General features: G+C 58.9%; 31 protein-coding genes, 1 tRNA gene and 1 pseudogene. 17 read left to right on the plus strand and 16 right to left on the minus strand.

Annotated elements, in window-relative coordinates; translation table 11 throughout:
- Positions 1 to 102 precede the first annotated feature (102 nt).
- The 3 genes from Enr8_RS00900 (at position 103) to Enr8_RS00910 (ending at position 1,940) form a co-directional block, all read left to right on the plus strand.
- Positions 103 to 648 (plus strand): hypothetical protein, encoded by a 546-nt coding sequence (locus Enr8_RS00900; RefSeq protein ID WP_186767360.1) that lies wholly within the window; start codon positions 103 to 105, stop codon positions 646 to 648.
- Positions 642 to 1,157, plus strand: a complete 516-nt coding sequence (locus Enr8_RS00905) for a hypothetical protein (protein WP_146428742.1) — start codon at positions 642 to 644, stop codon at positions 1,155 to 1,157. Before Enr8_RS00900 ends, Enr8_RS00905 begins: the two co-directional genes overlap by 7 nt.
- A 255-nt stretch (positions 1,158 to 1,412) precedes the next feature.
- Positions 1,413 to 1,940 (plus strand): hypothetical protein, encoded by a 528-nt coding sequence (locus tag Enr8_RS00910; RefSeq protein ID WP_146428743.1) that lies wholly within the window; start codon positions 1,413 to 1,415, stop codon positions 1,938 to 1,940.
- Here Enr8_RS00910 and Enr8_RS00915 read toward each other — a convergent pair.
- From Enr8_RS00915 to Enr8_RS25185, 3 genes are read right to left on the minus strand one after another with little or no spacing between them, the layout of a single operon-like run.
- Entirely contained in the window at positions 1,937 to 2,758 is an 822-nt protein-coding gene (locus tag Enr8_RS00915; protein ID WP_146428744.1) for a hypothetical protein, read from the minus strand. The two genes, Enr8_RS00910 and Enr8_RS00915, sit on opposite strands and share 4 nt — an antisense overlap.
- Before the next feature lie 51 nt (positions 2,759 to 2,809).
- Entirely contained in the window at positions 2,810 to 3,322 is a 513-nt protein-coding gene (locus Enr8_RS00920) for a formylglycine-generating enzyme family protein (RefSeq protein WP_246119902.1), read from the minus strand.
- A 19-nt stretch (positions 3,323 to 3,341) separates the two neighbouring features.
- Positions 3,342 to 3,485, minus strand: a complete 144-nt coding sequence (locus Enr8_RS25185; RefSeq protein ID WP_186767361.1) for a hypothetical protein — start codon at positions 3,483 to 3,485, stop codon at positions 3,342 to 3,344.
- 279 nt (positions 3,486 to 3,764) lie between these two features.
- On the opposite strand from Enr8_RS25185, the gene ald reads away from it, so the two are divergent.
- The 3 genes from ald to mtnA are packed head-to-tail and all read left to right on the plus strand — an operon-like array spanning position 3,765 to position 6,509.
- Positions 3,765 to 4,877, plus strand: coding sequence for an alanine dehydrogenase (ald, locus tag Enr8_RS00925; protein ID WP_146428745.1), 1,113 nt, complete (start codon positions 3,765 to 3,767; stop codon positions 4,875 to 4,877).
- 24 nt (positions 4,878 to 4,901) lie between these two features.
- A complete protein-coding gene (gene purE, locus Enr8_RS00930) occupies positions 4,902 to 5,417 on the plus strand; it encodes a 5-(carboxyamino)imidazole ribonucleotide mutase (RefSeq protein WP_146428746.1) in 516 nt (171 codons plus the stop codon).
- Positions 5,418 to 5,432: 15 nt separating this feature from the next.
- On the plus strand, positions 5,433 to 6,509 hold the full coding sequence (gene mtnA, locus Enr8_RS00935; protein ID WP_146428747.1) for an S-methyl-5-thioribose-1-phosphate isomerase: 1,077 nt from the start codon (positions 5,433 to 5,435) through the stop codon (positions 6,507 to 6,509).
- Between the two features lie 391 nt (positions 6,510 to 6,900).
- Here mtnA and Enr8_RS00940 read toward each other — a convergent pair whose 3' ends face one another.
- Together Enr8_RS00940 and Enr8_RS00945 are read right to left on the minus strand one after the other, a co-directional pair.
- On the minus strand, positions 6,901 to 8,418 hold the full coding sequence (locus Enr8_RS00940) for a carboxypeptidase M32 (protein ID WP_146428748.1): 1,518 nt from the start codon (positions 8,416 to 8,418) through the stop codon (positions 6,901 to 6,903).
- A 60-nt stretch (positions 8,419 to 8,478) separates the two neighbouring features.
- Entirely contained in the window at positions 8,479 to 9,054 is a 576-nt protein-coding gene (locus Enr8_RS00945; protein WP_146428749.1) for an NADPH-dependent FMN reductase, read from the minus strand.
- Positions 9,055 to 9,468: 414 nt separating this feature from the next.
- On the opposite strand from Enr8_RS00945, the gene Enr8_RS00950 reads away from it, so the two are divergent.
- On the plus strand, positions 9,469 to 10,578 hold the full coding sequence (locus Enr8_RS00950; RefSeq protein WP_246119903.1) for a hypothetical protein: 1,110 nt from the start codon (positions 9,469 to 9,471) through the stop codon (positions 10,576 to 10,578).
- A 147-nt stretch (positions 10,579 to 10,725) separates the two neighbouring features.
- On the opposite strand, the gene Enr8_RS26360 is transcribed toward Enr8_RS00950, so the two are convergent.
- From Enr8_RS26360 to Enr8_RS00975, 6 genes and pseudogenes are all read right to left on the minus strand, one after another.
- A complete protein-coding gene (locus tag Enr8_RS26360; protein ID WP_261342394.1) occupies positions 10,726 to 11,190 on the minus strand; it encodes a linear amide C-N hydrolase in 465 nt (154 codons plus the stop codon).
- A gap of 61 nt (positions 11,191 to 11,251) precedes the next feature.
- Positions 11,252 to 11,458, minus strand: a pseudogene (locus Enr8_RS26525) (linear amide C-N hydrolase); the annotation flags it as partial.
- Positions 11,459 to 11,652: 194 nt separating this feature from the next.
- Positions 11,653 to 12,756 carry a DUF6268 family outer membrane beta-barrel protein gene (locus Enr8_RS00960; protein ID WP_146428750.1) on the minus strand — a complete coding sequence of 368 codons (1,104 nt, stop codon included), beginning with the start codon at positions 12,754 to 12,756 and terminating at the stop codon, positions 11,653 to 11,655.
- A gap of 25 nt (positions 12,757 to 12,781) precedes the next feature.
- Positions 12,782 to 13,990: a hypothetical protein gene (locus Enr8_RS00965; protein WP_146428751.1), complete on the minus strand. Its 1,209-nt coding sequence runs from the start codon at positions 13,988 to 13,990 to the stop codon at positions 12,782 to 12,784.
- Between the two features lie 112 nt (positions 13,991 to 14,102).
- Entirely contained in the window at positions 14,103 to 14,624 is a 522-nt protein-coding gene (locus tag Enr8_RS00970) for a DUF1572 family protein (RefSeq protein ID WP_186767362.1), read from the minus strand.
- Positions 14,625 to 14,782: 158 nt separating this feature from the next.
- A tRNA-His gene (locus Enr8_RS00975) sits at positions 14,783 to 14,856 on the minus strand.
- A gap of 210 nt (positions 14,857 to 15,066) precedes the next feature.
- Here Enr8_RS00975 and Enr8_RS26460 point away from each other — a divergent pair.
- From Enr8_RS26460 to Enr8_RS01005, 6 genes are read left to right on the plus strand one after another with little or no spacing between them, the layout of a single operon-like run.
- Positions 15,067 to 15,717: a DUF1559 family PulG-like putative transporter gene (locus tag Enr8_RS26460; RefSeq protein ID WP_315851733.1), complete on the plus strand. Its 651-nt coding sequence runs from the start codon at positions 15,067 to 15,069 to the stop codon at positions 15,715 to 15,717.
- Positions 15,718 to 15,761: 44 nt separating this feature from the next.
- Positions 15,762 to 16,112, plus strand: coding sequence for a hypothetical protein (locus Enr8_RS00985; RefSeq protein WP_146428753.1), 351 nt, complete (start codon positions 15,762 to 15,764; stop codon positions 16,110 to 16,112).
- 33 nt (positions 16,113 to 16,145) lie between these two features.
- The gene (locus tag Enr8_RS00990; protein WP_146428754.1) at positions 16,146 to 16,904 is read left to right on the plus strand and encodes a trypsin-like peptidase domain-containing protein; all 759 of its coding nucleotides are present in this window, start codon (positions 16,146 to 16,148) and stop codon (positions 16,902 to 16,904) included.
- A 39-nt stretch (positions 16,905 to 16,943) separates the two neighbouring features.
- Positions 16,944 to 17,420 carry a hypothetical protein gene (locus Enr8_RS00995; RefSeq protein ID WP_146428755.1) on the plus strand — a complete coding sequence of 159 codons (477 nt, stop codon included), beginning with the start codon at positions 16,944 to 16,946 and terminating at the stop codon, positions 17,418 to 17,420.
- 57 nt (positions 17,421 to 17,477) lie between these two features.
- Positions 17,478 to 18,065, plus strand: coding sequence for a hypothetical protein (locus Enr8_RS01000; RefSeq protein ID WP_146428756.1), 588 nt, complete (start codon positions 17,478 to 17,480; stop codon positions 18,063 to 18,065).
- A 31-nt stretch (positions 18,066 to 18,096) separates the two neighbouring features.
- Positions 18,097 to 18,609, plus strand: coding sequence for a hypothetical protein (locus tag Enr8_RS01005; RefSeq protein WP_146428757.1), 513 nt, complete (start codon positions 18,097 to 18,099; stop codon positions 18,607 to 18,609).
- A 151-nt stretch (positions 18,610 to 18,760) separates the two neighbouring features.
- On the opposite strand, the gene Enr8_RS01010 is transcribed toward Enr8_RS01005, so the two are convergent.
- From Enr8_RS01010 to Enr8_RS01020, 3 genes are all read right to left on the minus strand, one after another.
- A complete protein-coding gene (locus Enr8_RS01010; protein ID WP_146428758.1) occupies positions 18,761 to 19,153 on the minus strand; it encodes a hypothetical protein in 393 nt (130 codons plus the stop codon).
- 42 nt (positions 19,154 to 19,195) lie between these two features.
- Positions 19,196 to 20,113 carry a DUF1559 family PulG-like putative transporter gene (locus tag Enr8_RS01015; RefSeq protein ID WP_246119904.1) on the minus strand — a complete coding sequence of 306 codons (918 nt, stop codon included), beginning with the start codon at positions 20,111 to 20,113 and terminating at the stop codon, positions 19,196 to 19,198.
- A 147-nt stretch (positions 20,114 to 20,260) separates the two neighbouring features.
- Complete coding sequence (locus tag Enr8_RS01020) at positions 20,261 to 21,214, minus strand: DUF1559 domain-containing protein (protein WP_146428760.1); 954 nt, start codon at positions 21,212 to 21,214, stop codon at positions 20,261 to 20,263.
- A gap of 342 nt (positions 21,215 to 21,556) precedes the next feature.
- Between Enr8_RS01020 and Enr8_RS01025 the strand changes: the two genes are divergently transcribed.
- Positions 21,557 to 22,738 (plus strand): HD domain-containing protein, encoded by a 1,182-nt coding sequence (locus Enr8_RS01025; RefSeq protein WP_146428761.1) that lies wholly within the window; start codon positions 21,557 to 21,559, stop codon positions 22,736 to 22,738.
- Positions 22,739 to 22,871: 133 nt separating this feature from the next.
- Positions 22,872 to 23,963 carry a PIN/TRAM domain-containing protein gene (locus Enr8_RS01030; RefSeq protein ID WP_246119905.1) on the plus strand — a complete coding sequence of 364 codons (1,092 nt, stop codon included), beginning with the start codon at positions 22,872 to 22,874 and terminating at the stop codon, positions 23,961 to 23,963.
- Between the two features lie 22 nt (positions 23,964 to 23,985).
- On the opposite strand, the gene Enr8_RS01035 is transcribed toward Enr8_RS01030, so the two are convergent.
- Together Enr8_RS01035 and Enr8_RS01040 are read right to left on the minus strand one after the other, a co-directional pair.
- On the minus strand, positions 23,986 to 24,627 hold the full coding sequence (locus Enr8_RS01035; protein WP_146428762.1) for a hypothetical protein: 642 nt from the start codon (positions 24,625 to 24,627) through the stop codon (positions 23,986 to 23,988).
- A gap of 2 nt (positions 24,628 to 24,629) precedes the next feature.
- Positions 24,630 to 25,217: a hypothetical protein gene (locus Enr8_RS01040; protein ID WP_222434780.1), complete on the minus strand. Its 588-nt coding sequence runs from the start codon at positions 25,215 to 25,217 to the stop codon at positions 24,630 to 24,632.
- A 45-nt stretch (positions 25,218 to 25,262) separates the two neighbouring features.
- On the opposite strand from Enr8_RS01040, the gene Enr8_RS01045 reads away from it, so the two are divergent.
- Positions 25,263 to 25,955, plus strand: coding sequence for a hypothetical protein (locus Enr8_RS01045; RefSeq protein WP_146428764.1), 693 nt, complete (start codon positions 25,263 to 25,265; stop codon positions 25,953 to 25,955).
- A gap of 129 nt (positions 25,956 to 26,084) precedes the next feature.
- Complete coding sequence (locus tag Enr8_RS01050) at positions 26,085 to 26,864, plus strand: MerR family transcriptional regulator (RefSeq protein ID WP_146428765.1); 780 nt, start codon at positions 26,085 to 26,087, stop codon at positions 26,862 to 26,864.
- The last annotated feature ends 4 nt before the right edge of the window (positions 26,865 to 26,868 follow it).

A 26,868-nucleotide genomic window follows, 5' to 3' on the forward strand; every position in this document is an offset into this window, starting at 1 on the left:
TAGCAGGGAACGCAGGTTTTGCTCTGTCGCAACCTACTGTGCTACAATGAGTTGCGACGCGACTTTTTCGCTCCTCCGGCGGGTCTCCTTTCCGTGCGAAATATGACTGAGTTTGAGCACCGCGGACAGGATCAAAACCGCTTGCCGGGAGTCCGGGAATTGGTCTTCTGGTTGGTGTTGGCGATCATCCTGGCGATGGGGCTGATTGGCCTGATCGTGGGAGTCGCCATTCACGAGGCGGCGCTCGCTGCTGACGGGGATCAGCAGCAGTGGGTCGAGACGACGCTTGCCATCGTGATCTTGTCGGCTCCGGTCCTGGCCCCGGCAGCCCTCTTTTACATGAGCGTCTGCTGCCGCATGAAAATGGCCGCGTTGGCGATGTCGATCGCCCTCGCGATTGCCGCGACCGGGGCGTTCTTTGGGATGCTGGCCGCCACGTTCTATTCCGAGGCGGCGACAGGAATGTTATTGGTGATCTTGGCCGTTATGCTGCGAGTCGGGCATCTAAACACCTGCTGGTACAAGGCCTTAGATCAGCAAGAGACGCCGCCGCGGGCCCAATTTCGCCGGCTCGACGCGGGACTGGCGGTTCTTTCGCTGGCGATTATTTCCGTTTCGGCCGCTTGGACTTGCACCTGGCAATGGTAGAAGAACAAGACGAAGTCCGCCCGTCGACCGAGTTGGTCAGCTGGACCATCGCGTTTCAGATCCTGATGTGCGTCGCCGCTGGCTTCCTGCTGGGAATGGCAGTCCGATTTTACCAGTTCCAATACGGGTGGAACGTAGACATGTTCCTCCCTTTGGCCTTGCTGCTGGTTCCGGTGAGCATTGTCTTCGTCCTCTATCGCAGCGTCTTTCGGCGGATACGAATGCCTGGCTCCCGCGGGCCGCTGGTGATCCTTCCGCTGTTCTACGGGTTGATCATGCTGCTGATGTGCCTGGGCTTGCCCTATTCGATTCCGTTCATGATTGTCGTGAGCGTGATTTTCGCGATGCTCTATCGCATCGTTGTGCTCGATCAACAGTGGCAGCAAAGTCTGGTCGAGCAAGACGTGCCGCCGCGATCAGGTTTCACCTTAATGGGCCTGATGGTGGGGTTTGTGGGGCTATCAATCACTTTGGCGATTGCTCGGTTGATAGTTGTCGGCATGTCCTAAGTCGGGGGCGCCAGCGTCTCAAATTGAGACCGGCCGCTGCAAATTTGACAACAAATTGTTCCTCTGCGCTGTCCGCTTTTCCGCACAACCGGCAATCTCCGCTTAGATTGCCGCAAAAAACGGCCTTCTAGCGATTCTCCTGCTCTGGCGCAGCAATTGCCTTTTCTGGGAGAAGAAACCAAAACCCGCGGGGAAACGATTTTCACCGTGCATCGCGGCAAGACGCCTTCAGCCATAAAGAAATGGGAGGCGATCTTGTTCGTCAAACACCTTTCCGTCGTCGTAGGCCTAACCGCGTTGGGCTTTGTCGTACCGATCGCCAGCGATCTGCGTCAAACCTCGTGGACCGAAGCGACCGCCGACTATCAGGTTACGCCGGCCGCCGCCGCGCAAGTCGCCTTCGCCGAGACGCAGTCTCTGGTTTTGGGGTCACGCGAGTTCGCCCAAAACCTGCGTGGCGAGACGATCGACCATTGGGACGACGTCGCGGCCAGTCGCGTCGACTATCTCCACGAGAGCGAACATGGCACGCTCGGCCTGGCGATTCGCTGGAGCCTGTTGATGTCGGTCGCCTATTTGGGGCTACAAGTGCTGACCGTCACGTTTGGTCTGTTGGCCCGGACCAGTTATCTAGCCAACCTGGCGATCGTCGGCGGAGTGGCGATGTTCTTGACCGGCGCGATGCCGGCCGCGGGACTGTTGGCCCTGGCGATCGGCATGATCTTGAAGATGGGGCAGATCTTGGACTACTTCACGTCGGTGAAGCCGGCGGCAGAGTATTAGTCGATGTCCCGAAGTCCCTTCTCCTGGTCCGCAACTGCCGGCACGACGTAGCCTTCGTGTCCTTGTTTATCGCGGGTATTTCGCCCGATCAGAAACTTGCCCGTTGCAACGCCGACGACCCCCAGCGAACAGTCGTAGGGCCAACGCCCTAGCATGTTGAAATCGACGTCGGTCTTGATCAGTTCGGCCGGTTTTCCATAGCAGCCGAACCACCAGCAGCCGTCATGGAAGTTGGCTGTTTGAATTCCCATCAAGGAGTACTTGCTGTCGATCACGTGCCGCTTCACGAACTTCAGATCGGCGTCGTACTCGTAGACATAATTCTCTTCGACGCCTGGCGGCAGCCCGCCAATCACGTAGAAGCGGCCATCGCGAACCGACATCCCGCCAGCGCCATGCACCACCTCTTGGACCTCGACGCGATCCAGCTCTTTAAGCGTCTCCGCGTCATAGACATAGACCCACGAGTCGGCTTTGCCCGCAGGCTGGTTGAACTGCTTCAGGTTGACCGCCACATAGATCTTGCCAGCGTGAAAACAAAGATCGCCGTGATGGCTGACGACCGAGATGCTCTTGATGATCTTGCCAGCGAAGTTCGTTTTCACCAATTGGTTGGTGAAAGGCCAGTAAATATGCCCCGCGTCATCGATGCAGATTCCTTGCGGATGGCCCGGGTAGCGGCCTTCGCAGGTGATCTTTTCGAAGGGAGGTGTGGCGAGGTTCTCGGCGAAAGCGGACGTTCCGAAAGCAGCGGCGCTCGTCAGTACGGCGGCGCTATGCAAAAAAATCCGGCGGGTGATGAATGAAGGGAGCGACATGAGCGAGGGTCTTGCTGGGGAAGATTGATCGGTGAGGAGGTGTGGGTTTTCTTACTTCACTTTGGTCGCCAGCACACAGCGAAAGCCAACCGCATCGTCTTGGGTCGTCACCGGAATCGTTTGCACCGCGTCAGAGCGGCACTGGTCGGCGGTCGACTTCCAACTGCCGCCACGAACATGCGCCTGTTGACGTTGGTCAGGGTCGCGTTTGGTCCATTCGTCGATGTAGCCATGCATGTCATACAGGCCCCACGGGTTCGGCTTTTTCGCTCCGACCGGCGGGTCATTGCCGGCGGCGTTGCCGGTGTACCAAGCGTAATCGTCCAGCTTTTTCACGTCGTCGCCGAAGTGGTATTTCGTCGTTGTGCCAGCGCGGCAGCAGTGTTCCCACTCGGCGTCGGTTGGTAGACGAATCTCCTGGTCGGCGTCGATTAGCTTGGCGTCGCGCAGCAACTGGGTGACCTTTTTGCAAAAAGTCTCGGCATCCGTCAGCGACGTCATCTCCACCGAATTGCGAGGGCCTTTCCAGCGCGACGGATTGGCGCCCATCACCGCTTCGTACAACTCTTGCGTCGTTTCGTACTTAGCAGATCGCGTACGACTGCTTGGCGCTATCAGCGGGCGTGATCGCGACGAACTCTCCCCGAAATTGCTGCAGCAATTTCAAGGTCGACTCATCAGCCGGTGCGGCGACCAGGCTAAGCAGCAGGCAAACGGGGGCGGACATGGCGGGCTCAGCGAGAAGAGGGGAACATCAGACCAGATGGTGGTTGTAACCCTAATTCCGGCCATTTGCAAAAACTCGCGGCTTTCGAAACATCTGGTGCTAGAAGAGTTCAAGCGAAATTTTCAATCTTTCGATTTTCGGATAAATGTCAAGAAACAGCCGCAAATTACCCAGCTTATTGCCTTCAGGCTGCTATCGGGGAAGCGCGCTTGCCGGCAAAATGGACGGATGCCCCTCATTCATTAGACGACCATATAGCAGCGCTTCAGGAGAGTGTCGGTGATTGTTGGAATCCCTCGCGAAGTTAAAAGAGATGAATACCGCGTCGCCATCTTGCCGGTTGGCGTCGAAGAGCTGACCCGCGCTGGGCATCGCGTCTTGGTTCAATCGGGAGCAGGGGATGGTTCCGGCATCCCCGACGAAGACTATGTCGCCAATGGCGCCGTGATGGTCGACGACGCCGAATCGATCTTTGGCGAAGCCGACATGATCATGAAGGTCAAAGAGCCGCAGCCGAAAGAATTTCCGCTGATCCGCGCCGGCCAGACGATCTTCACCTATTTCCACTTCGCCGCCAGTCTCGAACTGACCGAAGCGATGCTCAACAGCGGCTCGATCTGCGTCGCCTACGAAACGCTTCGCGACAGCGCCGGTCGTCTTCCGCTGCTGACGCCGATGAGCGAAGTCGCCGGCCGCATGAGCGTGCAGGAAGGCGCGAAGTATCTGGAACGCCCGCAAATGGGACGCGGCATTTTGCTGGGCGGCGTGCCGGGCGTCAAACCGGCCCACATCGCTATCTTGGGCGGCGGCATCGTCGGCGCCAACGCCGCGAAAATCGCGGCGGGTTTCCAGGCCGACGTCAACATCCTCGACATCAACATGGAGCGGCTCCGTTATCTGGACGACACGATGCCGGCCAACGTCAACTGCCTGTACAGCGATCGCCACACCATTCGCGAGCAACTTCGCCTGGCCGACCTGGTCATCGGCGCGGTGCTGATTCCCGGCGCCAAGGCTCCGAGCCTGGTGACGCGGGACGACCTGAAGATCATGAAGCCGGGCAGCGTGATCATCGACGTTGCGGTCGATCAGGGGGGCTGCGTCGAGACGACCAAGCCGACCACCCATAGCGATCCGACCTACATCATCGACGATGTCGTCCACTACTGCGTCGCCAACATGCCGGGCGCGGTGGGACGAACCAGCACCTTCGCCCTGTGCAATGTCACGCTGCGGTGGGCCCTGGAAATCGCCAATCAAGGCGCCGAAGAGGCGGCCCAGCGGTCGGCCCCGCTCGCCTCGGCGATGAGCATCTGTCGGGGGGAAGTGACGCATGAGCCGGTTGCGAAAACGTTCGGCATGTCTTACAGTCCCAAGTTTGACCATAACTAACACTCCTCGAGAAGTGAGTATTCGATGAGCGAGAAACCCGCGGTCCAAGTCGGCATCGTGATGGGTAGCGATAGCGATTGGCCGAAAATCAATGGCGTTGCCAAAGCGCTGGAAGAATTCGGAATCGGTTACGAAGCTCACGTGATGAGCGCTCATCGTACGCCGCATATCGTCGGCGAATGGGCCACGACTGCGGCCAGCCGCGGTTTGAAGGTGGTGATCGCCGCTGCCGGCGGCGCGGCTCACCTGGCCGGCGTCGTCGCCGCTCACACCACCTTGCCGGTGATTGGCCTGCCGGTTCCGACGGCCGAATTGGGCGGGCTCGACTCGCTGCTGTCGACCGTGCAGATGCCGGGCGACGTTCCGGTCGCCAGCATGGCGGTCGGCATGGGCGGTCCGCGGAACGCCGGTCTGTTCGCGGTGCAGATCTTGTCGTTGTCTGATCCCGATCTGGCCGCCAAGTTCGCCGAATTCAAGACCAAGCTGGTCGACAAGATCACGGCCAAGGACGCCAAGTTCCAAGAGTCGCTCGGCAAGTAACCCCGCGAGATCATCATGCAGTCCGAACTGACGGCCGACATAGAACCCATTCGCTTCGTCGGCCAGACCGATGGCACGCTGGAGTTGCTCGATCAAACGCGGTTGCCGGTCGAATTGACCGTCATCCGCTGCTCCGACGTGGAGACAGTCTGGGAAGCGATCAAAAAGCTCCGCGTCCGCGGCGCCCCGGCGATCGGCATTGCCGCCGCCTACGGCGTTGTGGTCGGGCTGCAGACCGTGGGCGACGAGGACGCCGCGGCATTCTGGAAACGTCTCGACGAAGTGACCGACTACCTGGCCGGCAGTCGGCCGACGGCGGTCAACTTGTTTTGGGCGCTCGATCGGATGAAGCGGGTTGCGCATCAGTTGCGCGACGCCGGCCAGTCGATCGCCGAGATTCGCACGGCGCTGGTCGCCGAAGCGAAGACGATTCATGCCGAGGACCGCGACACCTGTCGGGCGATCGGTCGGCACGGCGCCGACGAACTGAAGGGCGCCGCCAACTTTCTGACGCATTGCAACGCCGGCGGTTTAGCGACTGCCGAGTATGGCACCGCGCTGGCCGTCTTCTTCACGCTGCAGGATGACGGCAAGGATCTGCATGTCTTCGTCGACGAAACCCGGCCGCTGCTGCAAGGCGCCCGACTTACGGCGTGGGAACTGGCGCAGCGCAAGATTCGCGCGACATTGATCTGCGATTCGATGGCGGCCCAGGTGATGCGCGAAGGTCGCGTCGATGCGATCGTGACCGGCGCTGACCGGATTGCGGCCAACGGCGACTCGGCCAACAAGATCGGCACCTACTCGTTGGCGGTCTTGGCCAAGGCGCATGGCATCCCGTTCTATATCGCCGCGCCGATCAGCACGTTTGATATGGCGATCGATTCCGGCGACGAGATCCCGATCGAAGAGCGGGCCTCCGAAGAAATCACGCACGGCTTCGGCAAGCAAACGGCCCCCGAAGGGATCGGCGTCTACAACCCGGCGTTCGACGTCACGCCGGCCGAGCTGATCCAGGGGATCATTACCGAGCGAGGCGTGATCTCGCCGGTGACGACCGAGATGGTCGCCAAGATGTTTGCGGCCGAGTAATCTCCGCCTCATCGATACGCTGGGCGATCGGCTGCGACGTCGCATTTTGCGAAGTCGCGCGATGCGGCGTTATCCACAGCATCCAGGTCGTCGCAAAAGCCGCAACCTGGACCCAGCGCCGCCATTCTACGTCGGGCTCGATCACCGCAGTTACCAGGGAAGGGAGTAGGGGAGTTCCTTTCCAGGGTAATTGGGCGAATTGATTTGCCTAGCGCGATTCCTAACCCCAAACGGTTAGCCGCGATAGCTTCTGGCTATCGGGGCCGACAAAGTCGGCAGGAAGCATCGGTCCGCGACTGGTAGAATTCCGGCGGCATCCTAGCCGATTGATTTGGGTACGTCGCCCTTGTGCCTCTCTCCTGGGATTGACGCTTCCTGCGGCTAACCACTCTTAGTGTTCAATCCCGTAGAGCGGGGCGTACTTGGTTCGCAGGTACTTCAGCAGCGGGCGATGGTCGAGCGATTCGCCGCAGATGTTTTGCATCAACTGCGGAGCCGGGTAACAACTGCCAGGCTGGTGAACCTTCTCGCGGAGCCAGTCGAGCAGCGGCATGAACACGCCGTGGCGGAACATTTCGGCCAGGTCTCCCAGGTCGATCGCCGCCTGATCAAACAGCTGCGCCGAGTACATGTTCCCCAGCGAGTAGGTCGGGAAGTAGCCGATCAAGCCGGCGCTCCAGTGAACGTCTTGCAGACATCCATCGGCATCGTCATCCGAAGAGAGTCCCAGCAGCTGTTGGTACTTTTCGTTCCAGGCGCCCGGCAAGTCGGCGACCGGCAAGTCGCCAGAGAGCAGCGCCTGTTCTAGCTCAAAGCGAATGATGATATGCAGATTGTAGGTCGCTTCATCCGCTTCGACGCGAATCAGCGACGGGCGGACGTCGTTGACCGCAAAGTGGAAGTCGCCCATCGGCGTATCGCCGAGCGACGGGAACAGTTTCTTCAGTTCCGGATAGTAATGCCGCCAGAACGGATAGCTGCGGCCGACCATATTCTCCCACATCCGCGACTGCGATTCGTGCAGCCCAAGCGAAACGGCTAACCCGGGAGGCAAACCGAATTGATCGGAGCGAAGTCCTTGATCGTAGAGACCATGTCCGACTTCATGTAGCGTGCTGTAAAACGCGGAGGGAAAGAAGTTTTGATCGTAGCGAGTCGTGATGCGGCAGTCGTGCGGACCAACGCCGCAGCAGAACGGATGATGCGTCACGTCAAGCCGGCCCGCCTCAAAGTCGAAGCCGATCTCTTTGGCGACGCGCTTGCCGAACTCTTCCTGCAGCGCGATCGGATAGTCGCGCTTCAGGATGTCCATCTTGGGATGGCGACCGCTTTGGGCGATCTCGGCGACCAGCGGCGCCAGGTCGTCTTTCAATGCGGTCAGGGCGGCGGCGACTTCCGACGTCTTCGCTTCCGGCTCATAGTAGTCAAGCAGCGCGTCGTAGCGCGACTCGGCGTAGCCGATCGCATCGGCCGTTTCCCGCATCAGCTTCAACATGTTGTCCAGCTGCGGGCGAAAGAGCGGAAAGTTGTTGCCGCTGCGAGCCTGGACCCAGACCTGTTGGGCGAGCACCTTCGCTTTGCTCAGCTCGACGACCAGCGCTTGCGGCAGTTTCGAGTCGCGCTCGTACTCCCGCGAGAGAACGCGGATTGTTGTGCCCATATCGCTGTGCGGATCTTCGGCCAAGGGACTGTCGCGCAGCGACGCTAACAACTCGCCGACCTTGGCGGACGTGCGGCGCTCGTGAATCAGTCCGGCAAGTAAAGAAACTTGCTCGGCGCGATGCGTGCCCGCCTTGGCAGGCATGATGGTCCGCTCGTCCCATTCCAGCAGCTGCTGAATGCCGTCAAGCTTCGCCGCTTCGCTGATCTCCTGGCAAAGCGCGTCGTACTGTTGTTGGTGGTCAGCCATGGTCGTGCAATTTTCTGGTGAGAGAGGGTGTTGGTTGAGCGAGTTGGCCAGCGGCGGCGGCTAACTCTGCAGCTTGGACGCCAGATGCACCAGCGTCTCGCCAAGGGAGTGAATCGCCGCGTGCCGCTCCAGGTCTTTCAGCGAACCGTCGGCCGAGAAGGCGTTGGCGGCGTCCGGAACGGCGATCTGTTCGGGCAAGACGACGACGCCGATGTTGCTCAGGATCGAGCGAACATGCACCAGGCCGCGAAGTCCTCCCAGCGCGCCCGGCGAGGCGCTCATGATCGCCGCGACCTTTCCCCGATAGGCGGCCAACCGCGGCTCGCCGGGGTCGGGACGCGAAACCCAGTCGATCGTGTTCTTCAGCAGCGGCGTGATCGAGCTGTTGTACTCCGGGCAAGAGAGGAGCAGTGCGTCATGTTCCAGGAACAGCTGCTTCAGCTTCTTGACGTTTTCAGGCCGGCCGTCCGCCTCCAGATCTTCGTTGAAGATCGGCAGCGGATAGTCAGCCAGGTCGATCAGCGTCACATCGCCCCCAGCCGCGGTAGCGCCTGCGGCGGCGATCGAGATCACTTGCTTGTTATGGGAATCGCGTCGCGCACTTCCGGCAAACGCCAGAACTTTCACTTTCGTCATGCGGGTCGCCTCGCTGAGAGCGGTCGTCGTTTGCTTCCGAATCTATCCGGTAGAAATTGTAACCCGATCGCCGGGAGGTGGCGATTGGGGCCCTCCTTGCCAGGGAAAACCTGATGTTACTAAATAAGAATTAATTTGATCTGAAACGCGGCAAACCGCAGACAGGACTCGTTTTAACGGCAAACTTTAGCGGAGGCTTTCAACTTGCGCGAAGCTCGCCTTCCGGTCAGTACGGTGCGGTAAGGAGTAACGTTCGCGAGGCATTTTGCGAAGTGATTTTGGGTCCCATGTCGATGTTGGAATTGGAATTTCAAATTCAATTTCTGTGGGTTGTCGGTCACCAAGCAATCGCCCCTGCCGATAACAGGCAACCCGACGTTCGCCATATGCTTTAAGTGGATTGGGAGCTGTACTATGAGACTCTTGCTTTGCACCGCCGGGTTACTGGGGGCCGCCATGCTTATGGCGGGCAGCGCAGGCGCAGCGGAGTATGTTTTGATCGGCGATCAGTCGCCGACGGTCGACGCCTCGTTGGTCTCGTATCAATACGCATCGCTAGGCGGCTGCGGCGACAGCGCCGACCTGGTCGGCTGCGAATGCGGCAGTGCGATTGGCGACTGCTGCGGTGACCTGGGCGATTGCGGTCAGTCGTGCGGCATGTCTGGCGGTTGCGGCAGCTGCTGCGGCTGCAACTCATGCTGCGGCCACGATTGCTGGTTGACCAAGTTCCTGGTTCCCAGCGATCATTGCTACGACGACTTCATCAGCCCGATCACCAATCCGGTTTACTTTGAAGATCCGCGAACGCTGACCGAAGTTCGCTTCATCTACCTGCATCATCAGATTCCGTCCGCCGCTTTCGGTGGTCACGTCAATCTGATCGCCGTGCAGCTGCGTGCGGCGCTGACCGAGAACCTGTCGATCATCGCGACCAAAGATGGTTTCGCCACGTCGACCAGCCCGCTGATCGACGATGGTTGGGCCGACGTCGCCGCTGGTTTGAAGTACAACCTCTACAAAGATCCGTTCAACCAACGCATCCTCAGCGCCGGCTTGACCTACGAAATGCCGGTCGGCAGCACCCGCACGCTGCAAGGAAGCGGAGACGGCGTCTTCGACATCTTCCTGACCGGCGGTACGCAGTTCGGCTGCAACAACCACTTCCTGTCGACCAGCGGCTTTTTGCTGCCGGCTGATAAGTCGGCGGAAAGCTCGATCTGGTTCTGGTCGAACCATGTTGATCATCGCATCGCCGGCACCAAATGGTATGTCTTGGGCGAGATGAACTGGTACCACTACATGAGTTCGGGCAAAGCGTTCACCGGCGCTCCGATCGAAGGTGGCGACCTGTTCAACCTTGGTACGGTCGGCGTCGCCGGCAACGACATCGTGACCGGCGCCCTGGGCGTAAAGTACAAGCCGTCGTCCCACATGGAACTCGGTTTCGCTTGGGAAACGCCGCTGACCGAACGTCGCGACGTGCTGCAAAACCGCATCACGGTCGACTGCATCTTCCGCTACTAATCGGGCGCCAACTCCGCACGTACCCGATAACCAGGTTAAGGCTGGGCGCCTCGAAAGAGGTCGCCCAGTTTTTTATGCGCCGAGCGATCGTATTCCGCAGCGCCAGCGACGGAAGTGCGGCCGAGATGCAAATGACGAAACGCCACCTTAAAACGACGCCTTCTCCATGGGCTGGAAATTCGTCGAGACATCGCCTGACAAATTGATCGCGGTCCGGTATTCGGTGTTGTAGATGCCAAAGCCGCGATAGGGCGCGCCAAACGGTACCGAGACGTTTCGCGCGATCGCCAAGATGCCGGCGATCGCCTGGCGCTGGTCCTTGGGTTTCGGCGACATCGCCCGGTAGTAGGCGGCCCGCTGATAGCGGTCGGTTGCATTCACATTGCCTGGCAAGGGCATTTCGCTGCTAGGCTTGGAAAAGTCTTGCTTCTCCAGCAGAGCGAGCTGCTCGTCATAGGTCGGATCGTTGGTCATGACCTGATACTCGCGACGATGATGGACGACCAACTTGCCTTCGACAAATTCCAAAATCGCCGAATCGCCGCTGGCGTCTTCGATCGCCAAGTGAACGGTCGCCTCGCGGTCGTGCGCTTCGACCATCACGATCTGCACGCTCTAGGCACTCTTGGACGCTGGCCGCATTGTCGGGCAGATACTGCAGCCACAGTCCGGCCTGAATCCCCGGCTTGGTCGCATCTCGGGTACCAAAGTTGGTCTTGCGCAAATACAACATGTGGCCGGCCAACCCTTTTTCGTTCAGACCGTCGGCCGTTCCAAGACCGTACACGGTTGTCGCCAGACTGCCATACTTCGACGTCCACTTGGCCGGGTTTTCGGCGACGACCAGATGGCCCGCGACCAAGCCGCCGTTCCGCTCCATGTCTTGGTTCGACTTGCCAAAGAAGGAGACGCGACGACGCACCGCGTCTTCCGCTCAGTTCAGCAGGGCGATCGCTTTGCTAGACCTTAGGATTCGAATCAGGTCGAAGTGCAAGTGACCGTCGATGAAAGAGGATCGCCACTGTTCAGGGTCCTGTTTGCGACCGCAGCCGCTTTCGGCTCTCCGCTGTTCTTCTAAAACCACCAGCCGCTGCGGATCATAACGGTGTCATTCATATCGAGCGTGAACGGCTCGTTTTTGTATTCGAACTTGCGGCCGAAGACGTAGCCGAATTCGATGAACGATTTGCCGCCCCCATCACGGCGACGTTCAAAGCCGACGATCGCGCGATAGTCGGAAATCGTCAACAAGTCGTTCGAGCCATCGGCTCGCTGGACGCTCCAGGTGCCGCCGCCCAGTTCGCCGGTGATGTACCACCAGTCTTCATAGCCAGGGCCATAGTCCCATAGTTGGCTGTAGCGGGGACGGGGAAAGGTTAGCTCAAGTTTGCGATTCTCGCCGGTCCAGACCAGGCCAAGGATCGGCAAGACGTCAAAGTCGTCGCGGTTCAGCCAGACGACGCCTCCTAGCAGTTGCCATTGCTTGTTCCAGTTGTAGGTGGCGATCGCCATGGCGCTGGGGCGAAACGCGTCGCTGTTTTGCTGTTTGAAATCGCTGTAGTAACCGGCGGTGCCTGACAGGATTAAGCCCCAGCGTTCGTTGACCGGACGCAGGTAGCGCGTCGTCACAAAGGCGTCGTACAGCGTCGGCGGGGCGTCGATCGACGCAGGGCCAACCAGAAAGTGCATCCCAAACCCCGGCGTCACAATCACCGGCGATTCGATCGTCGGCGCCGGAAAGCCGAGCGTGATCGTCCCCAGCACGTCGGTCATGCCGATGTTGTCGCCGCTGCCGGCGATCCAGGTGCTATCGGTGGTGACCGACTGCAGCACGCCGGGCTTGCTGGTCGCCAAGACGGGACGCGTACGGAAGATCTCGTCCTCGTTAAGCGTCAGTCCCCCTTCCATCTGCACGTCGTACGGCATCTCGTCCAGCTCCGGCGGGATCACCGCGTTGGCTTGCCGGACGGCGGAAGTCGGATCAAGCGGCTCATAGAGCGGCGACTTCTGCGGGAAGACGTCGGTCGGGGGAAGCGGCTGGATTGGTTCGTACGGATTGTTACTCTCGGTCGCCGACCGGCTATCGCCGCTCCAGTCGGCGTACTGCGCCAGCGTCGTCTCGGCCCCAAGGCAGAGCGGAACGATCGCCAGCCAGAATCGTAGCGAGGACCAATGCACCAAAAATATTTCTGACGGAGAACGCTTAGAAGTTAAAACCGGTTCGCAGCATCAGCGTGTTGTCGACGTTCAGCGTGGGAATAGCGCTGCGATACACCAGTTGCCGCTCCCAGACGAAGCCGAGTTCGACGTAGGCCCGCAGGCGATTCGGATGAGTCGCTTCTAGCCCGAAGAAGACGCGGTAGTCGTTGATGTCGACCTGATCGTCGACAAAGCCCATGCCGGTGTCGCGTTGGATCGTCCAACTGCCGCCGCCATATTCGCCGCCGACATACCACCAAACCTCTTTGTCGCCGAACGTCGTCCAGTACTTCGAGATCCGAGGGTATGGAAAGACCAGGTCAAACTTGCTGCGGGCGTCGGGCTGCCAAGTGACGCCGAGGACCGGCAGGAGTTTGATGTCCAAACGATCGAGATAAACGACGCCAGCCTTCAGCGTCGTAGTCGGCGTTAGTTTCACGGCGGCGACGCCCAAGCCTTGCAAACGAACGCTGTTGCTGTTGAATGTTTTGAAGTCGGAGTAAACGCCAGCGCGAAAACCAAGCTCGGCGTACAAACGCGGAGTCAGTTCTGGATTCCAGGCAAAGTCCAAGTAGGCGCTGTAGGCGTTACCTGGCAGGTTCTGAACCACATTCTGCGGACCATCCCACAAGTGCAGCACAAAGGCAGGCGTCACCAACAGCGGCGCGTTGCAGCCGAGGAAGTTGGGGAACTGGGCCGTCGCCGAAACGTCAAAGTCGTGAATCTGCAGCGCCGTATTGTCGTTGGTCAACTTCGGCAGCCACGTGTGGCGGAAGCCGACGTTCTCGAGGAACCGCTCGTACGGAATCGAGGGGAATTCGGTCGTCGGTTGATAAATCGGTTGCTGGGCGCCATTGGCGGGCGCCGTTTGATTCGGGAAGTAGGAGGGAGGTCCGGCGTTAAATCCAGCCGGCGGCGTCGTCGGCGGCGGTGGATAGCTGCCGGGCGGAGGATAGCTGGGGGCGCCGTATGTTGGCGCATTGTAAGGCGCCGCGTAGGTCGTTGTCGGATACGAACTGAATTGCGTTCCCGTGGCGTACGGATCAAACGGCTGGATGCCGCCGGTCAACGTCGCTGGAGGTTGAACTCCATACGGAGAAGGCGCAACCGTATTGATCGGCGTCGGGGCCTGGATACGCTGTGCTAGCAATGCCGCCGGGGCCGCTAGTACAAGAGCGCCGACGAAGATCGTGTTTTTGAAAATTTCGCGCACGATTCTCTCAAGCAAACGGTCGCCAAAGGACGATAAACAGTTAATTGGGGAATTCGTGCGGTGTAATTACCAACCGCCGCCAAGCGGGTCAAGGCGAACTTCGTCTTATGCGCTACGTTGGTTTCCCTTCTTCCGCCGTCTGCGGAGTCCAATGGAACTGGTACTGCTCGCCCAGCATCTGGCGCGTCAGACAGATAATCTCTTGGGTGTGGCCATAGAAATGCGAGACGCTATGGATCACCGCTTGCCAACCGCGAACATCGCGACCCTGCACGCGGCGCCGCTCAAGCATCGCCGCCGCTTCCGTTTGCTCAACAACGGCGTACGCCTCTTTCAGGGTCGCGTTTAGCTGTTCCAGTAGGTGCGCGGCAGGAACCGGATCGCGCTCGGCGAACTCGGCCGGGCGATCGCGCACGTCAGCCGCTCCGCCGACGCCCGAGATAATGTGCTGGCGAAGGTTGCCTTCCAAGTGAATCAGAATCGTGCCGATCGAGTTCATCCCGGGGCCAGGGCGTCGCCACAGCTGGGCGTCAGAAAGCTGATCGACGCAATGTTCGATTCGGTCGACGCAGCCAACCAGACAATCGATTAATTCGGCGGAAACGGCGGAAGTAACGTCGGCTGCGGTCGGCATGGGGTTCTCCTGTATCGGCGGCCAGAGCGCATTGGGGGCGCAGTTTTCAGGTAGACGCATAGAGATAAATTCGGTTCGCGGTGACCAGAAGGGGCGCGGGCGGGTTTGCCTAAGATGTTGTGAGGCAAACGTTTAGAGAATCAGAGAAAACGAAAAAGGGTGGATAGAGGGACTCGAACCCACGACCCCTGGAATCACAATCCAGTGCTCTAACCAACTGAGCTATACCCACCATAGTCGTCGAAACGTCCCAGTTTAAAGCCGCGATAGGCGGTCGTCAACGGCCGAGAGGCCGCCCCGATTAAAATAGGGAAAGCCGCCGAAATGGCTGAAACGATCGACGAAATCTTGGCCTAAGGGGGAGAAGACTTGTCCTTAGCAAGAGCCAGATCGCCGAGATCAGGTTCGCTCTCTTTTCCCTATCGTGCCGGAGCTGGTCGCCGTGCTGAATTCGCTTGCTCGTCTGATCTCGTTTTGCGGAAGTTTGCTGCTCGTGTCGCTGGTCGTCGCCGCGCCGCCGATCGAGCTTCGCCCCGAGATGCTGATTGATCTGTCCGGACGTCCCGAGCAAGTGGAATTGGTCGATGAACAGGCGAAGCTGGCCGATCCCGCCTTCCGCGCCGCCAGCAAACCGCCTGCGAGCTGGCAAGGGGCGGCGCTTTACTATCCGCGGCCGGTGGTGATCGCCAATATTGGCGTCTTGATCGCACTATTATTGCCGGCCGTTCAACAAGCTCGCGAGGCGGCGCGGCGGATGCAGTGCACCAACCAGATGAAACAGCTCGGCATCGCGATGCACAACTATCACGACATCTACCTGCGGTTGCCCCCCAGCAACGAGCGGATCGACAATGTCGCGCCGACGCAGCCGCGGCGCGAGTGGGGTTGGGCGCCGCGGATCATGGCGTTTATGGAACAAACGGCGGTGGCGGACGAAATCGATTTCGCCCAACCTTCCTGGACGCGGCCCAGCGACTGGACCAACGCAATGATGGATGATCCGTCGGTCTCGGCTGATTTCAACCTTTTCGGTGGTGATTCCAACGCGGCATGCGCGTTAGGATGGCCTCTGCGACGTCCCTTTCCCGCGTGAAGCGACGTCGCTTTGTTATTCCATTCAGCAGAAAGAGCAGAGCCATGTCGCGTTACGAAGGGAAACCGTTCGTACGACTAATCGAGTGTTACATCTTGTCGGCGATCGACGAATTGCCGGAAGCCTACGAGCAGAAGCTGCAGGAAATGGTCCCGGCGCTGAAGGAGACCTACAACATTGACGGCACCTGGAAGGAAGTGGTCGCCCAGGTGATGCAGTTTCCCGAAACGATCGACGAAGAACTGCGCAACATGTGGAATCACAACCAGGCGGTCGCCGCCCAGTCCAACCAGATTCTCTCGGCCGAAGCGTTCGCCCAAGCGGTCGTCGATCAGAACTTTCCGACCGAACAGCCGGCGGAAGGAGAAGAGCCGCCAGCCGACGAAGAAGAGTAGTCGTCAAGTTATTCGCTACGAAAGGATGCGTTGATGCTGGTTCGTCTGATTGCGGTTTTGGCGGTACTGGTTTATCTATGCTACAACGCCCCGGTACTGGCCGCCGAAGATCGCCCTGATCGCTGGGAGAGTCCGTTCTTCATTCGTTCGATCGTTGATAAAGAGGGGAAGAAGATTGGCAAGGCGTCGAGCGGGTTTCTCGTTCGTCGAGGCGAGCAAGTCTATCTGGCGACCGCGCGGCACGTCTCGGAAGAAAGCTCGGCGGATTCCATCGTCTCTTTCTCGATTGGCGATAGCAGCGTCAACGTGAAGCTGGCCGACCTGGGGCTTTCCAGCGAAAACCCCTGGCTGACCAAGCCCAGCTACGACGTGACGGTGTTGCCGGTCTCGCACAAGTTGTTGGCCGCCGCGGTCGCCGTTCCCCTGGAAAATTGCCGGCGTGATTTGCCCCCGGCGCGAACGACCCTAGAGGTGGTTGGCTTTCCGATGGGGCTTGGAGTCCAAGGTCCCGATTTATCTCCCATCGTCATGGAAGCGAAGCTCGCCAGCGGCGAGATCAATGATCCGTTCAAACAGGAAGGCCAGCGGATCGTCGTCTGCGTGCCGGCGCTGGCGGATGGCTCAAGCGGTTCGCCTGTCTTCGCGTCTATCGAGGAAGACCGGTGGCGGTTGATCGGCGCCCATAGCGGCAACCTGATCGACAGCAGCGGGGGCAAATTGGCGAAGTTCGTCCCGGCGCATGCCCTGATCGATTTGGTCGAAGACCATGCCGCGTCGGAGAAAACGGAGTAGTTGCGATTTCACTCGCTTTGCCGCCAGGGCTCAAGTAGCATGACGACTGAGATGTCCGAGAAATGGGCGTCGCCGATTCACCAGGCGGTCAAAGAGACTTTAGTCGCCATGCAGTTTCGCCTAAGCACGCTTGGACTGGTCGTTCTGTGGTTCGCCGTTTTGCTTGCGCTTGGCAAGGCTGGCGGCGTCGAATCGTTTCTGATGTTTCTCAACTTCTCTGGCTTCTTCCTGCCGATATTTATCGCGAACGTCTATCTGCGAATCAGCGTCTCGTTCTTGATGACCACCTTCGCGGTCGATGCGATGCTGGCGATCATATTCTGGACCTTCGACCAACATAGTACGGCAACGCTGGTCGAGACGGCGCTGGAGTTACTGCCGCGGGCTGCGATTGTCGGCTTGATCGCCGTCGCGTTCAGCTGCGGAGTTCGCTGGCTGGCCGTTCTGGTTTATCGTGATATGGTGTTCGTCCGGCAAAAGAGAAGAGAGCTGGCGGAAAGGAACCAGACGACTTGATGATGTCGTTCTGAAGGACTTGTTCGCCATCACCAATCTCGATCGGTTTCGACCTCCATGCAATTTCTTCTTCGCACGCTTGGTATTATCGTCGCTTGGTTTGCGGTGGCGTTTGCGATCGGCAAGGCGAACGGCGCTGCGGCTTGTCTATTGTTTGTCGGCGGCTCGGCATTTGTGGCGCCAGCGTTCGTTCTGAACGTGTGGATTCGCGTTGCGGCAGCAATCGTGATGGCGACGGTGGCGACCGATCTGTTTGGACTAGCGTTTGAACCCTTGTTGGCGGATGACCCCGCCGAGACGACCGGCGAGCATTTCATGCGAGCGACTCCAGCGACGATCGTGATCGGCGCCCTCGCCGTAACCGTCAGTAGCGGCATTTGCTGGATTGTAGTCACCAGCTATCGCGATTTCTTGCGCCGCTATATCGACCATTGTCGCAGCAAGGCTAGCGACGTCGTTGCGGCTAAATCGGTGGAGGTTCTTTCAGCGCCATGCGGCTTTGTGCCAAAGACCTTTTCACGCGGTGAACTGCATGTTTATAACATTCGACATATTCAGCATCATGCGGCTCGATTAATCTTGCGTTTAAGGCTTCGTTTCGACGATGATATTCCTTGGTTAGGAACAGGCTGGAAAGAGGCGTGATCGTGAAAGCTTCCTTGTAACGGAGGTGCCCATGAATTTCCGCTTCACGAGTAGTCATCTCTTCCGCTCGATTGCTATTATTTCCATTCTATTTGCCATTTGCTTTCTGTTTGATCGGGAAGAAGTTTCTTCCAACCACGTCGCTCGTTTGCTAAAAGGAGACGCTGACGTTCGACTCTCGCACTTCAAGGCGTTCGGCCAACACCGAAACGTCGAATGTTGCGATCCCCAGGCCCTTCAGTACTTGGAGCGATGCCTGGCCGGTTCGACCCCAACTGGCTGTTCGTTGCCAACAACGGACGAAGAGATCGAAAGCCACAGCGGGTACTATTCGTATTACATCACCTTTGGTCTGAATGACGGACAGGAGTGCACGATGTATTGCCAGGTATCGAACCAGGATCTCTGCCTGTTGGCGCCGACCGAGCCGCCCACCGGCGAGATGGGCATGCCCAACTGGCAAGCGAGATTCTCATCGCCGATGCCAGAGAGAGTAACGCGGTTGTTGGCGGTGCTGACCGCCGACGAATGCCGCTTGGATTAGAGTTCGAGAGCACGCAAACGCCGCAATTTTCCACCAGGTAAGACGTCGATCGTTCGCAGAGTAATCCTGCGGGCGATCGGCGTCTTTTTCGGCGCGGCCCACTGTTAAAAAGAGAGAAGGGCGTGCGCCTTCTTGTCGTTGGTCGAAGTCTCTATTTCTTCGGCACGTCAAAGTCGACTTCGCTGCTCTTGGTCGGCAGTTCTTCGGTCGTTTGATAGGCGGCGAACAGCGGTTTGCCATCCAAGTTGTCGCCATGGGCGACGCCATCGTACCCTTCGATGCGAACCACGTGCGGGCCGCCGACCACGCCCAGCGCTTCCCTGGTGTCGTATTTCCCTTGGCGAATAATCGCCAGGCTGCCGGGACCGCTGTTGCCGGCCTTAGTATCAGGTTCAAAGTAGATCGTACCGGTCGGCACTGGCTGCCCATCGTACGTGACGGCGCCATGGATATGAATCGTTGACGTGGAGGGGCCGCAACCGACCGCGACCAAAGCGGCCAACAGCGCCGAGCAAGCGGCGCTGCGAAAGAGGATAACGTTCACAGGATGGCTCTGCAAAAGAAGGATTCGAACAAATCGCGAGGCTTACAAGGGAAAGCCGCCGGTCGGTAAACCGTCGTCAACCTTTCCCAGCGAACGATAGACGCTGAGGTCGATCGTTTCCGGGACAAACTGGATCGAGCCGTCTCCCAACAGGAAAAAGCAGCCGCCGGGATGATAACTGCCGAAGAGCTTGGTCATGATGTTGAGCGTGTCATACTTCAATCCGACCTGCGGGTTGGAATTAATCTGATCACGCGCAGCGGCCAAGACCAGCGGAACGCCCCATGCGTCGATCTTGGCGCCGGAAGCCCAGCTGCTGTAGATGCCGTCGGGCCGCGATTGCGGAGTCAGGCAATACTTGGTTTCTCCCACCATGAACGTATTGGACGAACCGTCGAGCATATCGCGGAACTTGGTCTTCGAGTTGAAGTACAAGATGCCGTTGCGATAGAAGACGCGGTTGCCCGACTGCGTCGAACAGCTTTCCTCCGATTGGGCGCCCCCGCCTTGAACGCCGTAGTAGCAACTGATCGGCCAATCGTCACGGCTGCCGGGGTCGGATGGGCATTGGAACGTGGAGTTGGCGATTTGGAACTGCGTGTGATTGGCCGTGACGCCGGGGACGTTTTCCGTCGACGTGAACGCCGCGTCGATGTCGAACAGTTCGTAGCGGTTCCCTTGCTCTAGGAAGGGAAGGATCGCAACGGTCCAAGGCTCGCGGGTATCGTCCCGGACGCCGGTGGTGCACCAGTTGCTGCTGCTGTAGTCGGGGTTGCGGGTGTTCTTAACGCCAGCAGGAAAATGATCGTACGTGTCGTGGTGGTTGTGCAGCGCCAGGCCGAGTTGTTTCTGCCGGTTCGAGCAGTCCATTCGCCGGGCCGCTTCGCGGGCTTGCTGCACCGCAGGAAGGAGCAACGCGATCAATACGCCGATGATCGCGATCACGACCAGAAGTTCCACTAGAGTAAATCCACAACGAGTTCGCTGGTGCATGGCCAACACCTATGAATCGAGGTTCTGGAATTGAGAAACCGTGATGTGTGGGGCAACGTCGGTCGGTGGGATGAGCGATGTCGCGATTGGGCGGTCTCCTGACGAGTGACCCGCTTACGAACCAAAGCCGCCAACCGGCAATCCGTCGTCCACTTTGCCCAGCGCGCGATAGGTCGCCAGGTCGATCGTCTCGGCGACGAAGTGAACCGAGCCGTCGCCAAGCAGAAAGAAACAGCCGCCGGGGTGATAACTGCCGAACAGTTTCGTCATGATGTTCAGCGTGTCATGCTTCAAGCCGACGTTCGGGTTCGAGTTGATCTGATCGCGGGCGGCGGCCAGCACATAAGGCGAACCGTAGGGGTCGGTCTTCGAGCCGGTCGCCCAGCCGGTGTGGATTCCATCGGACCGACCCGTCGGGGTCAGGCAGTACTTCGTTTCGCCCACCATGAAGGTGTTGGACGAACCGTCGAGCATGTCGCGGAAGTTGGTCTTGGAGTTGAAGTACAACACGCCGTTGCGATAGAAGACGCGATTGCCTGACTGCGTCGAACAACTTTCGTCAGCTGCCGGGCCGCCTCCCTGCACGCCGTAATAGCTGGTCGTCGGCCAGTCGTCGCGGCTGCCGGGATCGGACGGACATTGGTAAGCCGAGTTGGCCAGTCGGAACTGGGTGTTGTTGGCGGTCACGCCGGGGACGTTGGACGACGCGGTGAACGCGCCATCGAGATCGAACAAATCATAGCGGTTTTGTTGCTCGAGGAAGGGCAAGATCGCGACGGTCCACGGTTCGCGTGCGTCGGCGTTGGCCCCGGTCGAACTGCACCAGTTCGAACTCGAATAATTCGGACTGTTGGTGTTTCTCACCCCGGGCGGGAAGTGGCCGTAGGTGTCGTGGTGGTTGTGCAGCGCCAGGCCAATCTGCTTGAGATGGTTCGAGCAATCCATCCGCCGGGCCGCTTCGCGGGCTTGCTGCACCGCCGGCAAGAGGAGGGCGATCAGCACCCCGATAATGGCAATTACGACGAGCAGTTCGACGAGCGTGAACGCTCTGCGAATTCGAGGAAACATCGGACGTTACCAAAAAGAAGAGAAGAGATAAGACGAGTAAGGGATAACTTGCAAATTTTCTAGTAAATATGACGAGAAGGCAAGGGCAAAAGGGGGATAAGCGAGTTTAAAGGAGAAAACGACCACTTCATATCTGGATGTAACGCCGATAAGTTTCCTTTGGTTTTGAGCGACGGATCGGCTGCATGCAATACGTCAAGGGAAAAGTAAGGAACGTTGTGGAGTAAGTGGTCGCCGCCCCCAAGTTGGGCGACGCTTCGACTTGCCTAGCCGATAGCTGTGGCGTAGACTTTGCGCGCATTTGGCTAACTATTGAAACTGCTAGCAGTTAGAATCACTGAAGTGATCCACAAGAACACCGACCCGTCATCGGCGGGGACCGCTTTGATCCAGGATGACCCGTTGTCGATCTACAGCGGACCGAACTATCACGAGCGCGAATCGATCTTGCTCGCACCGTATGCGATGTTTAGCGCCAATACGCGCGGTCGCGAGGTGCTCGAGCCCGATCAGACCTACCGCAGTCCGTTTCAGCGTGATCGCGATCGGGTCGTCCACAGCAGCGCTTACCGACGACTGAGCGATAAGACGCAGGTTTTCTCCGGCGTCAGCGACTATCACCGGACCCGGCTGACCCACACCATTGAGGTCGCTTCGGTGGCGCGGACGATGGGCCGCGTGTTCCGGCTCAATGAAGACCTGGTCGAGGCGCTGGCGCATCTGCACGACATCGGACATCCGCCCTACGGACATTCGGGCGAAGACGTCTTGGATGAGTGCATGGCGAGCGTGGGGGGCTTTTCGCACAACCGGTTTGGCCTGGTTTTGGTCGATCAGTTAGAGACGCGGTCGCCTGCTTATGACGGTTTGAACCTGACCCAGGAAGTGCTCGACAGCCAGCGAACCCGAATCGACAAAAGCGGCGGGGCCCCAAAATCTCCGCTGCTCGAAGCCCAAATCGTCGACGCGGCCGACAGCGTGACGTACGATGCGCATGATGTCGACGACGCCGTGAAGGTCGGATTGGTCCGAATGGAGCAGGTGCTCGAGCTGCCGCTGGTGCGGCGCTGTTACGAGAACGCTTGTCAGCGGTACGGTCGGGTCGAAGGGGGCGTGCTGCGGAAAATGATCGTGCACGAACTGATCGATCTGCAGGTACGTAACGTAATTGAGAACATCGGCGCTCAGTTAGCCGCCGACCCGCCGCAGAGTGCGACCGAGATCCAGTCGCGGCCGACCCTGATCACGATGAGCGACGAACTGCTGGCCGAGAAGAGGGAGTTGGAGAAATTTCTCTATTCCGAAGTCTATCGGCATCCCGCAATCGTCGAGTTTCGAGAGCGGGTGCAGCACCAACTGACGACCATGTATCGCGGGTATTTACAACATCCCGAGTGGCTGCCGGCGAAGATCGCGGGACGCTTGGATCAGTGGGGCCGAGAGCGCGCGGCCGGGTACTACCTCGCGACGATGACAGATACTTATTGTACAAACGAATTTAGGAAACGATTCGGTCAAAGCTGACGCCCCTGGGGGGTGACTAAGAGGCAGCTTATCAGCTAAGATACCGGGTTGGAACGGAACAGACACACCTCTTACACTTAGTTTGCCGCACGGTTCATGCGCTTCTGCTGCGCGGCGATAGGCGACGGGCATTATGGCTCTCCTCATTCTGCGATGTATTTTTCTGTTGGTCGCCGCCGGCGTCGGCGTCTCGATCATTACGGTCAATGATTTCGCCAGCACGGCTCGCTCCCAACCGTTCTGGACGTTCACCGGTGTGATGTTGGTGGCGATCGTCGTCATCGGGATGGACGTCGCGTTTAAACGGAAGCGGTACGACACCATCAGCGGCGTTTACTTCGGGTTGCTGGTCGGTCTGTTCTTGACGTACATCCTGGGGCTGGCGATCCAACCCTTTTTCCCGGCCGACGAATTGGGCGCCACCGGCGGTCCACAGCGCGCGGTGCAGTTGGTGATCGGGATGGTCCTTTGTTACGCGTGTATCAGTCTGGTGCTGCAAACCAAGGATGACTTCCGCTTCATCATCCCTTACGTCGAATTCTCGAAAGACGTGAAGGGGCTTAAGCCGTACATCCTGGATACCAGCGTTGTGATTGACGGTCGCATCGCCGACGTCGTCGAAACGCAACTCTTTGATAACCAACTGATCATGCCCCGCTTTGTGCTGGCCGAATTGCAGGCGATCGCCGACAGCGGCGACAAGCTGAAACGCAGCCGCGGACGTCGCGGGCTCGACATCTTGAATCGTCTCCGCAACCACACCGCGGTCGACCTCAAGATTCATGATCGCGAAACGCCGGAGATGGACGGTCAGCCGGTCGACATGAAGCTGGTGCTGTTGGCCAAGAACATGGAAGGCAAAATCGTCACCGGCGATTACAACCTGAACAAAGTGGCTCGCCTGCACAACGTCGACGTGATCAACCTGAATGACGTCGCCAACGCCCTGAAGCCGGTCTTCCTGCCGGGCGAACAATTGGTTGTGCGGATCGTCAAACGGGGCGAAGAAGACAGCCAAGGGGTCGGCTACCTGGACGACGGCACGATGATCGTTGTCGAAGGGGGCCGCGATCACATCGGCCAGAACGTCCAGATCTTGGTGACCAGCGTGCTGCAGACCAGCGCCGGCCGCATGATCTTCGGCCGTTACGAAACGGTGGTGGGCGGCCAAGGAGGCTCGTCCGAAGCGCCCAGTCGTCAGCGTCCCGCCGAGTCGAAGGCGTAACGCATCGCCGCTCTAGCGAGAATTATTCCAGGCCCGCCTCTTCCGGCGGGTCTGTTTTTTTGCGCGGCGGTTTCGGTTTGCGGCGGCGCTGACTCGCTTTGTCGGCATAGAAGGCGATCGCCGCACCGATCAATCCGATCCAAGTGATCGCCAGCAAGCGGAAGAGATCGAAGTAGCTTTCTCGATCGGGCTGCACCGGCAACGCCGACTTTTTGACCCCGAAATTCTCGACCTTCCACAACGGCAAAACTCCCTCTTGAGTCACGTTTCCGTTCTTATCCTTGCGGATGTACATGACGCGGTTGGAGTCCTCTGCATTCAGCGAAAAGGTGGTCAGTCCATCGTAGGCGGGCACATAGCCGCTCAGCAGATATCGTTCCAGGTGCTCGGCCGCCGGTTTGGAAAACGTCGGAATCGTGCGGACGGAACCTCGTCTGGGATCGTCCCAATAGAACGCGCCAACCATCGCAATTAGAAAGCCGACGAACAGCGATCGAAACGCCCCGCGACAGCCGACCGCCAGGCAAGCCGCAATGATCAACAGCGCCGGGCAGATCAGCTCCAGCGCCATTACCAACTCTGGAGTGGGAAAGCGAATCGCCGCCAGGCTGCCGCAGACAATGGCGGTGAAGATGGCGAGCGTGCGAATTGAGAATTGCGGCATAGCTATCCGACTCCTGCTTCGTTTTCCGGCGTGGTCCGCGACGCGATGTAGTGGCAGAGCAGGGCGGCCAGTAACCCAAACCAAAAGAGGCTGAGCAGGCGAATCGATTTGGCGAGCGGCGTCAGTTCGGCCCGGCGTCGGGAATAAACTAGACCTGTCGTATAGATGGAGCCTCCCGCGATACAACCGGCGGTATAGCTTGCTCCGCTAAAGCCATCGGGATAGAAGCGAGATGGCTCGTTTGCAGCGTTTTGGTGTTTGTAGAGTTCGTTCGGCGGGATAATCTGCTCGGCCGCGGCCAGAATGGGCGCGGTATAGGATTTGGGACTAGCCCCTCCCAGTTCCCAATATCCCATGAAGCCCGAAGCGATCAGAAATCCGACATACTTCTGGCGTCCCGGACCAACACCACCGATCGCCGCGCAGCCGGCAGCCAGCATCATCACCACCCACACGCTGCCTAAGCCATGATTCAGCGTTTGGCTGGGAAAGCAAAACGCGATCAACGTGACTGCAATCAGTAGCGCGACGAGCAAGAAAGCTGTTGGCAAAATACGGGGCATCTCGATTCCCGCGAGAAGGAGAGACAACCGCCGATTGTCGCGAATTGCCCTGCGAGATGCGAGGAATTTTTTTTGGCCGCTTTAGCCGCCAGCCGCTGCGATGACTTCTTCCAGACGCTTCGTCACACCCAACTGTGCCGCCCAGTGACGGAGGTACTCGAAATCAAGCGACGTCTGAATTTCCAGAATTCGCTGAGAATCTCGCATCTGAAGTTCCGACTCCGCCAGATTCGCCCATTCGAGCAGATCGGTTCGATCGCCACCGCGGCCAATACCTACATCACCAACAACACGATCAGCGACTTCCTGACGGCGACTGCCTTTGGTTCCGGCATCGAATTTGAATCGACAGCGAACCCCAGCACGAACAATGTCGTCATGACTGGAAACTCGGTCTCCCATTCGCTCGCCGCAGGCTTTAACGACGGCTATCGAGTCATCGGCGTCGACGGCGACTTGAATCTCAATTTCCAGGACAACACGACGTCCGGCAGCTTTGGCAATTACGCTGCCGAGTTGATGTCGAACGACGCTACGTTCAATATTCGGATGCGTAATAATACGCTTTCGGACAATGTCCTAGTCGGGGGTGGTCCCTTCTCACACCAAGTTAACTTTGAGGTCTTCGGCGGCCAAACAGTTCCCAATCCGCTGGTCGCAGCAGACGTCACGGGCCAGGACACGATAAGCGGTACCGTGACGATCCAAAACCTTGGCGGCGGCGTCGATCGCGTCGCCCCCAACAGCCTGCCGATTCCAGAATAAGGTAAGCTAGTCGTAGAGGCCTAGGGCAGGCCGTGCCTGCCGAAATGCGGTTGCGTCGTCTCCCGAGAAGACGCACCGCCAAACTTCTGGCAGGCACGGCCTGCCCTACCCAAGGCGAGACCGGACGCCATGTTTACGACTAGCGAGTTCTCCCGCGTCAGCGGGCTATCGATCGAGATGCTGCGTCTGCTGAACGAGCAGCAGGTTCTGCCGCCGGCTGCGCCTAACGAGGACGAAGAGCTGGCCGCCTATGATGATGCTCAGCTGCCAATCGCCCGGGCGATTTATCACCTGGGCAAGATCGAGATCCCGCTCGAGCGGATCAAAACGCTGCTGGATCAAAACGAAGGCAAGGTCGATATCGGCCGTCTGCTGACGCAGCAAGAGCGTGCGCTCCCCGCGAAGCGAATCAAAGCGATCGCCACCCACGAGGCGGCGATTGAGGCGCTGTGTGCCCTAAGCGATGACGACATCAGCGAACGCAAGGTCGACCGCCTGCTGGTGGCCGGTCTGCGGATGCGCGGCAGGTACACCGACTGCGGCAAGGCGTTTGGCAAAATCGGATGGCAGTATGGGCGTCAGTTGTGTGGCCCGGCGATGATGCTCCACTACGACAAAGAATACAAAGAGCATGACGCCGATTTTGAAGCCTGTTTCCCGATCCGCCCGGCGGCGTCCAGAAAAGGGATCGAAGTTCATGAGTTGGAAGGGGGGCGACTCGTCTCGCTGACCCACTGCGGGCCGTATGAAACTTTGACCGGTTCGTATGTCCGACTGCTGCGCTACGTGCGCACGCGGCATCCTGGCTATCTGCTACCGACTCGGGAAAGCTTCCTCAAAGGACCAGGCTGGCTCTTTCGGGGCGACCCAGAAAAGTACCGGACCGAACTGCAAATTTTGGTTGCGTAGGAGA

Origin of the sequence: Blastopirellula retiformator, from assembly GCF_007859755.1 — a bacterium.
Taxonomy (GTDB): domain Bacteria; phylum Planctomycetota; class Planctomycetia; order Pirellulales; family Pirellulaceae; genus Blastopirellula; species Blastopirellula retiformator.

Excerpts from the sequence above, each read along its gene's own strand:
- Enr8_RS00900 (WP_186767360.1), top strand. The coding sequence starts at position 103 with ATGACTGAGTTTGAGCACCGCGGACAGGATCAAAACCGCTTGCCGGGA.
- Enr8_RS00905 (WP_146428742.1), top strand. The coding sequence starts at position 642 with ATGGTAGAAGAACAAGACGAAGTCCGCCCGTCGACCGAGTTGGTCAGC.
- Enr8_RS00915 (WP_146428744.1), bottom strand. The coding sequence starts at position 2,758 with ATGTCGCTCCCTTCATTCATCACCCGCCGGATTTTTTTGCATAGCGCC.
- Enr8_RS25185 (WP_186767361.1), bottom strand. The coding sequence starts at position 3,485 with ATGTCCGCCCCCGTTTGCCTGCTGCTTAGCCTGGTCGCCGCACCGGCT.
- purE (WP_146428746.1), top strand. The coding sequence starts at position 4,902 with ATGAGCGAGAAACCCGCGGTCCAAGTCGGCATCGTGATGGGTAGCGAT.
- mtnA (WP_146428747.1), top strand. The coding sequence starts at position 5,433 with ATGCAGTCCGAACTGACGGCCGACATAGAACCCATTCGCTTCGTCGGC.
- Enr8_RS00940 (WP_146428748.1), bottom strand. The coding sequence starts at position 8,418 with ATGGCTGACCACCAACAACAGTACGACGCGCTTTGCCAGGAGATCAGC.
- Enr8_RS00945 (WP_146428749.1), bottom strand. The coding sequence starts at position 9,054 with ATGACGAAAGTGAAAGTTCTGGCGTTTGCCGGAAGTGCGCGACGCGAT.
- Enr8_RS00950 (WP_246119903.1), top strand. The coding sequence starts at position 9,469 with ATGAGACTCTTGCTTTGCACCGCCGGGTTACTGGGGGCCGCCATGCTT.
- Enr8_RS00970 (WP_186767362.1), bottom strand. The coding sequence starts at position 14,624 with ATGCCGACCGCAGCCGACGTTACTTCCGCCGTTTCCGCCGAATTAATC.
- Enr8_RS00985 (WP_146428753.1), top strand. The coding sequence starts at position 15,762 with ATGTCGCGTTACGAAGGGAAACCGTTCGTACGACTAATCGAGTGTTAC.
- Enr8_RS00990 (WP_146428754.1), top strand. The coding sequence starts at position 16,146 with ATGCTGGTTCGTCTGATTGCGGTTTTGGCGGTACTGGTTTATCTATGC.
- Enr8_RS00995 (WP_146428755.1), top strand. The coding sequence starts at position 16,944 with ATGACGACTGAGATGTCCGAGAAATGGGCGTCGCCGATTCACCAGGCG.
- Enr8_RS01000 (WP_146428756.1), top strand. The coding sequence starts at position 17,478 with ATGCAATTTCTTCTTCGCACGCTTGGTATTATCGTCGCTTGGTTTGCG.
- Enr8_RS01005 (WP_146428757.1), top strand. The coding sequence starts at position 18,097 with ATGAATTTCCGCTTCACGAGTAGTCATCTCTTCCGCTCGATTGCTATT.
- Enr8_RS01020 (WP_146428760.1), bottom strand. The coding sequence starts at position 21,214 with ATGTTTCCTCGAATTCGCAGAGCGTTCACGCTCGTCGAACTGCTCGTC.
- Enr8_RS01030 (WP_246119905.1), top strand. The coding sequence starts at position 22,872 with ATGGCTCTCCTCATTCTGCGATGTATTTTTCTGTTGGTCGCCGCCGGC.
- Enr8_RS01035 (WP_146428762.1), bottom strand. The coding sequence starts at position 24,627 with ATGCCGCAATTCTCAATTCGCACGCTCGCCATCTTCACCGCCATTGTC.
- Enr8_RS01050 (WP_146428765.1), top strand. The coding sequence starts at position 26,085 with ATGTTTACGACTAGCGAGTTCTCCCGCGTCAGCGGGCTATCGATCGAG.